This is a genomic window from Treponema sp. UBA785 (assembly GCF_002297065.1).
Lineage (GTDB): Bacteria > Spirochaetota > Spirochaetia > Treponematales > Treponemataceae > Treponema_D.
On record NZ_DBJD01000052.1, the window covers coordinates 736 to 6,363 of the forward strand.

General features: G+C 40.6%; 7 protein-coding genes. 1 reads left to right on the forward strand and 6 read right to left on the reverse strand.

The features are described from left to right. The 4 genes from B2X33_RS04090 to B2X33_RS04105 all read right to left on the reverse strand — a co-directional run. On the reverse strand, positions 1–845 hold an 845-nt coding region (locus tag B2X33_RS04090), incomplete at its 3' end, for a pyruvate carboxylase subunit B (RefSeq protein ID WP_296667846.1). A gap of 20 nt (positions 846–865) precedes the next feature. After that, the gene (locus B2X33_RS04095) at positions 866–1,102 is read right to left on the reverse strand and encodes an OadG family protein (RefSeq protein ID WP_296667848.1); all 237 of its coding nucleotides are present in this window, start codon (positions 1,100–1,102) and stop codon (positions 866–868) included. Positions 1,103–1,296: 194 nt separating this feature from the next. Beyond that, entirely contained in the window at positions 1,297–2,076 is a 780-nt protein-coding gene (gene dapB / locus B2X33_RS04100; protein WP_296667850.1) for a 4-hydroxy-tetrahydrodipicolinate reductase, read from the reverse strand. Between the two features lie 109 nt (positions 2,077–2,185). Beyond that, positions 2,186–2,923 (reverse strand): TatD family hydrolase, encoded by a 738-nt coding sequence (locus B2X33_RS04105; protein WP_296667852.1) that lies wholly within the window; start codon positions 2,921–2,923, stop codon positions 2,186–2,188. Positions 2,924–3,080: 157 nt separating this feature from the next. On the opposite strand from B2X33_RS04105, the gene B2X33_RS04110 reads away from it, so the two are divergent. Then, positions 3,081–3,293, forward strand: coding sequence for a hypothetical protein (locus B2X33_RS04110; RefSeq protein WP_078929703.1), 213 nt, complete (start codon positions 3,081–3,083; stop codon positions 3,291–3,293). On the opposite strand, the gene B2X33_RS04115 is transcribed toward B2X33_RS04110, so the two are convergent. After that, on the reverse strand, positions 3,265–4,275 hold the full coding sequence (locus B2X33_RS04115) for a tRNA (adenosine(37)-N6)-dimethylallyltransferase (protein WP_296667854.1): 1,011 nt from the start codon (positions 4,273–4,275) through the stop codon (positions 3,265–3,267). The genes B2X33_RS04110 and B2X33_RS04115 overlap by 29 nt on opposite strands. Positions 4,276–4,293: 18 nt before the next feature. Further along, the gene (locus tag B2X33_RS04120) at positions 4,294–5,538 is read right to left on the reverse strand and encodes a class I SAM-dependent rRNA methyltransferase (protein ID WP_296667855.1); all 1,245 of its coding nucleotides are present in this window, start codon (positions 5,536–5,538) and stop codon (positions 4,294–4,296) included. Positions 5,539–5,628: the final 90 nt, after the last annotated feature.

Consider the following 5,628-nt stretch of genomic DNA (forward strand, 5'->3'; position numbering starts at 1 on the left):
TCAAGAGAAGCATAGTGCTTGCGGATTTCGCGGAAGTAAGCAGCAATTTCAAGCAAAGCAGAAATATCAAGGCCTGTGTCGTACTCAGTTCCTTTGAGCATTTCAACAACAGTTTCTGTCGGAGAATGAGAAGTTCCCATTGCCATTGAAGAAATCGCAGTGTCAAGAACGTCAGCTCCAGCCTCAGCAGCCTTCAAGAGAGTAGCAACTGAAAGACCAGTTGTGGCATGAGAGTGAATCTCAACTGGAAGGTCAACCTTTGACTTGATTGCTTTTACAAGGTCATAAGCCTCATATGGCTTCAAGAGACCAGACATATCTTTGATACAGATAGAATCCGCGCCGAAGTCAGCGTATGTCTTTGCAAGGTCAGCGTAGATTTCTTTTGTGTGATATGGAGTTGTAGCGTAAGAAATCGCCATCTGAACGTGCTTTCCAGTCTTTTTTGCGGCTTTTGTAGCGCGCTCAAGGTTGCGAGGGTCGTTGCAGGCATCAAAAATACGGAAAACATCAACTCCGTTGTTTGCTGCTGTCTCAACGAATTTGTCAACAACATCATCAGCGTAGTGGCGGTAGCCAAGAAGGTTCTGTCCGCGCAAGAGCATCATGATTTTTGTGTTTGGCATTGCAGCGTGAAGCTTTCTAAGGCGCTCCCACGGATCTTCATTCAAGAAGCGGATACAAGAATCGTAAGTAGCTCCGCCCCAAGCCTCAGCAGCCCAATATCCGATTTTGTCGATTTTTGGAGCGATTGGCAGCATATCAGCTGTCGTCATACGTGTCGCGTGAAGAGACTGTGTAGCATCACGCAAAACAAGTTCAGAAATTCCAATTTTCTTTGCCATTTTGTCAAATACCTCTAAAATTAGTTTTTATTGCGCAGTGCTGTTGCAATAGCCGCAACAACTGCTTTCTGGTCAACCTGTGCGGCCGCAGGAGCTGCACTTTCGGCTTTTGGCGCCTCTTTGTCAAGTTTGGCCGCATGAATAACTACTCTAAGCAAGTTCATAAAGCCAATCAAGATGATGAGGAAGGCAAAAACGACACACATACCCAGGACAGTAAGAATTGCGCTCTGTCCCAGCATTTCTTGGATTGTCATATTTCCTCCATAAATGAAATATTTTTATTTAAAATGATTGAATATTAGTAAAAGTATAAATTATTGAAAATCTTTATTCAATGATTCCAGACTTGTTTAACGATTTTTTTACACTGCAAAATGAATAAAAAAAGAGGAAAAGACACCTTAAAAAGTTTTCTTTTCCTCTTTCAATCTCTTTTTCTTCCAATAAACTAGAACAAATCACTCATTCCGTAAAGCCTGCCTTTTTCAAGCTCGCCGGATGCAAGTTTTGCGGCAAGTTTTTCAAGGGCAACAACCGCTCCTTTTGCAAAACCTTCGCGGCTTCTAGCCCTGTGTGTAAGTTCGATTTCGTCCGCTGGAGAATCAAAAAAAACTGTATGAGTTCCAGGAACAAAACCAACGCGGGTTGAACTTACGTGAAGCTCATTCGCCTTTGGCTTTTCGTGGAAAGCATCAAAAACCATCTGAGTTTTCGATTTATTTCCGAGCATTATACGGCGGGCAACTTCGAGCGCGGTCCCTGAAGGACTGTCGGCTTTCTGATTGTGGTGGGCTTCCCAAACGGCAACGTCATAATCAGAGTATTCTGCCATAATTTTTGCCGCTTCTTCTACAATTTTATAAAACATATTTACGCCGATTGAAAAATTTGAAGAACGCATTGCTGTTCCACAAGTTTTTTTACAGAGCTCTGCAATTTCGCCTTCGCTTTTTGCCCAGCCGGTCGTACCAACAACTACTGGAAGTCCAAGAGGAATCAAAGCATTCAGGTTTCCGAGAACGGCAGTCGGATGAGAAAATTCGATTACACCTTCAGCTCCGCTATTTTTTACAGCATCGGCAACGGCTTTTCCGTCTCCTTGCGGCACTATATTTGCAGCGTCTTTTGCCATTACGTCGATCGTTGCAACAACATCGTGGCCTGCATCTTTTGCACATTTTTCAATCATGTGCCCCATTTTTCCATATCCGACAATCGCAATTTTCATTTTATTTCTTCCTCAAAGTTTTATTTATTTCTATATTTTTAATAAAAACGAAGTCCATTTTTTAAACTGCAAAAAACACGACATTCGCTCTAAAATTATAAAGATTAGTCTAATTTTTGAAAAGTGACATTATATCAGGCTGTATTTTTTTTCCACGGAGTTTTTCTGCCTGCTCATAAACCTTTAAAATATCTTCGGGAAGTGTTTTTTCTTCGCCCTTTAAAGTCTGATACGGAGCATCGGTTTCAAAGACAATCCTGCTTTCTTCCAGAAATTTTACGCATTCAATCGCACTTTTCTTGCCATTTAAAATAGGCTTCCCAAACGAAAAATAAGCATTTACGCCCTTCTTTAAAAGCGAATTTGCTTCTGTCAAAGTTCCTGCCCACGAATGAAAGATCACGCCTTTGACCTTTTTTAAAAGTTTTATGTCCTTAAAAAAACGATCTGTGCACTTTCTTCCGTGAATTACAAGAGACTTTCCGTATTTTATTGCGGCCTCGAGCTGAAAATTCCAGACTTTTTCCTGTTTTCGAGACATAGTGCGAAATTCCTGCGTAAAAAAATCAAAGCCGCACTCCCCGACCGCATCAATTTTTTTATTTTCGAGAAGCTGAATCAAGTATTCTGAATACGAAAAATCCGGGTTTTGAGGGTGAATTCCGAACGACTTAAAAAACTTGATTCCGGAGTTCTGAGGAATTGAATCAATGATTTTTTCCTGTTTTATAAATTCATCCTCAGAAAGAGCGCAGGCAACGCCGGCATAAAAATCGACAGATTTTCCAGTTTTAGAAAAATCAGGAAGAGAAGAATGAACTAAATGCAAGTGCGCGTCAAAAACCAACTAAAAACCTCATTTTCTCGGCAGAGCTCATGCAAACTTCTGGCTGCAAACGAAAGCGCCAGAATATTTAAACTTTTTGTTAATGTTTTTTTTATTATACCGAAAATAATTATGTACGTAACATTTTTTTGCGTTAAAAACGCGGGAGGAATTCAAAATGGGAACATACACTCTTAAAAGCATTGGTAAAAAAACTGACTACATGACTGTTGTGCGCGAAATGGACGACGGCTACATTGTTCGCATTGTTCGCGATGAAGACGGATATGATGACGTTACAACAGATTTTATTAGCAAGGCTTTGTTCGACTCTTGTATCCGCACCGGCTATCTTACTAAAATCAAGTCTCCTGCTGAAGCCGTTGCCTAACTAGCTCCAAAGCTGCCTCGAAACGAACATCAATAGGCATTTCTTGAGGCAGCCAGTTTATTTTTACGCCTTTCTTTTCCATTCCCTTAAACCAGGTTTCCTGTCTTTTTGCAAACTGTCCGATTGCAAGGTTTAAAAGCTCAAAAAGTTTTTCTTTGCTTTCGATTTTCTGCTGAAGATATTCACTCACAAAACGATATTCAAGACCAAGACTTTCAAGCCTCTGCCAGGACGCTCCATTTTCGTGCAGATTTTGAACTTCTTCGACTAACCCCTCTTCAAGACGGTCGTGCAGGCGTTTTGCAATTCTCTCACGGACTAAAGGACGCGGCAAGGTTGTGCCAAGCACAAGAGGATTAACCTTTGGACGAGCCGAAAGAACCTTTTTTCGCAGAGTTTTATATTCTTCAGATTTTGTAAAACGGTTTAAGAGAATTGCATTTATTATGCGCCCACTGTCGCCGAATTCACTCGTATTATGAAGCTTTTCTTTTTCTGATATTAAAATCGACTTTAATTCTTCATAAGAAAGAGATTCAAGGTTCCGTCTTTCAGCCTTATCTTCTTCAAACGGAATCATATCGTAATTTCTGAGTATTGAATCAAGATACATTCCGGTTCCGCCGACAACAACCGGCAAAACTCCGCGTTTCTGGCAGTCTGCAAACGAATTGTAAAAATCTGCCGTAAAATCAAACAGGCTGTATTCGTGACTTAAATCCGTAACATCGATTATATGATACGGAACATTGTAAAAACCGTCAGTAATTTTGTCCTTTAACGCAGGATTGAGGGAAAGCGCGAGATTTTTATTCATCTTAAAATCGCGCAAATCCTTTCCACTTCCAATGTCGAGTCCGCGGTAAACTTGTCGGCTGTCCGCGCTTAAAACTTCGCCGCCAAGACTTGCCGCAAGACGGACACCAATTTCAGTTTTTCCGACAGCTGTAGGTCCGATTACAAAAATACAGTTATAGTTCATTTTTTGTTTCCTGAAAAACTAAAGCACGCGGCAAACAGCGCATTTTAAATATTCAGACTTAGGATAACCTGCAAGGACTGGATGATCAGGTCCAGCCCCGTACTTTGCCAAAATTTGAACGCGTTTTTTTGAATCTTCGGCCGCCTTCATAATCATTCCGTAAAAATGCTCCGAATCAAAAAAGTAAGAGCATGAACAGGTTACGAGGATTCCGTTTTCTGTCAAAAGGCGCATTGCCCGAAGATTTATTTCTTTGTATCCGCCGTACGCTTTTTGAATATTTTTCGCACTTTTTGTAAACGCAGGAGGATCGAGGATAATCAAATCAAATTTTTCGCCTTTTGATTCGTATTCTTTTAATTTGTCAAAAATATCCGCGCAAACTGCCTTTACTTTTTTTCCGGCGCCGTTGAGCTCAATATTTTTTTCAATCATTGCAACGGCTTCCGGGCTCAAATCAACGCAGGTAACATCTTTTGCATCTCCCTTAAAACAGTTCAGACCAAAAGCGCCTGTGTGGCTGCAAGCATCGAGAACTTTTTTTCCAGAAGCAAGTTTTGCAACCTGTTTGCGGTTAAATTTCTGGTCAAGAAAATATCCGGTTTTCTGGCCATGCGCAATATCGACTTCCAAAAGCACATCGTTTTCGCGAATCATAATCTTTTCGTCGCGGGCTTCGCCAATCCAGCAGGATTTTTCTTCAAGACCTTCTTTTTCGCGGACAGCAGCGTCATCCCTCTCAAAAATTCCATAAGGCCGTATAATTGACTTCAATGCTTCGAGAATTTCTTTTCTAAAAACTTCTGCGCTCAAAGACAAAAACTGAACAACAAGATAAATATTTTTCTTTACATCGCAGTAGCGCTCAACAATCAGGCCAGGAATCAAGTCTGCTTCTGCATAGACAAGACGATAGCTGTCTTTTCTGTCGTAATAAAGCTTTCTAAGATCGTAAGCGTCCTGAATTTTTTTTGCATAATAAGCGCGGCTGTCTTTCATAATCTGGTCGGCATGTTCTCTTCCGATTATGCGGACAGAAATTTTTGAAGTGCGGTTTATAACACCAGTTCCCAAAAAACCGCCCGCATTTGCAAAAACTTCAACAACTTCGCCGTCTTTTACAGAACAATCGCCAAGCAAAGCCTGCTTAACACCGCTTTTCTCTTCAAATTTTACATGGCTGATTTCATTATCAAAAACCCACGGAAATCCCTGGGCAACTTCAATCTCTTCGGAAGGATTTAAAAACACTCTTGGAAACATAATTCACCTGACAAAAATCAAAAATTTACGCTAATAATACAAAAAAAATTAAATTTACAAAAGTGTATCAGAATTCAAAATTTTTGGAGC

Excerpts from the sequence above, each read along its gene's own strand:
- B2X33_RS04095 (WP_296667848.1), bottom strand. The coding sequence starts at position 1,102 with ATGACAATCCAAGAAATGCTGGGACAGAGCGCAATTCTTACTGTCCTG.
- dapB (WP_296667850.1), bottom strand. The coding sequence starts at position 2,076 with ATGAAAATTGCGATTGTCGGATATGGAAAAATGGGGCACATGATTGAA.
- B2X33_RS04110 (WP_078929703.1), top strand. The coding sequence starts at position 3,081 with ATGGGAACATACACTCTTAAAAGCATTGGTAAAAAAACTGACTACATG.
- B2X33_RS04115 (WP_296667854.1), bottom strand. The coding sequence starts at position 4,275 with ATGAACTATAACTGTATTTTTGTAATCGGACCTACAGCTGTCGGAAAA.
- B2X33_RS04120 (WP_296667855.1), bottom strand. The coding sequence starts at position 5,538 with ATGTTTCCAAGAGTGTTTTTAAATCCTTCCGAAGAGATTGAAGTTGCC.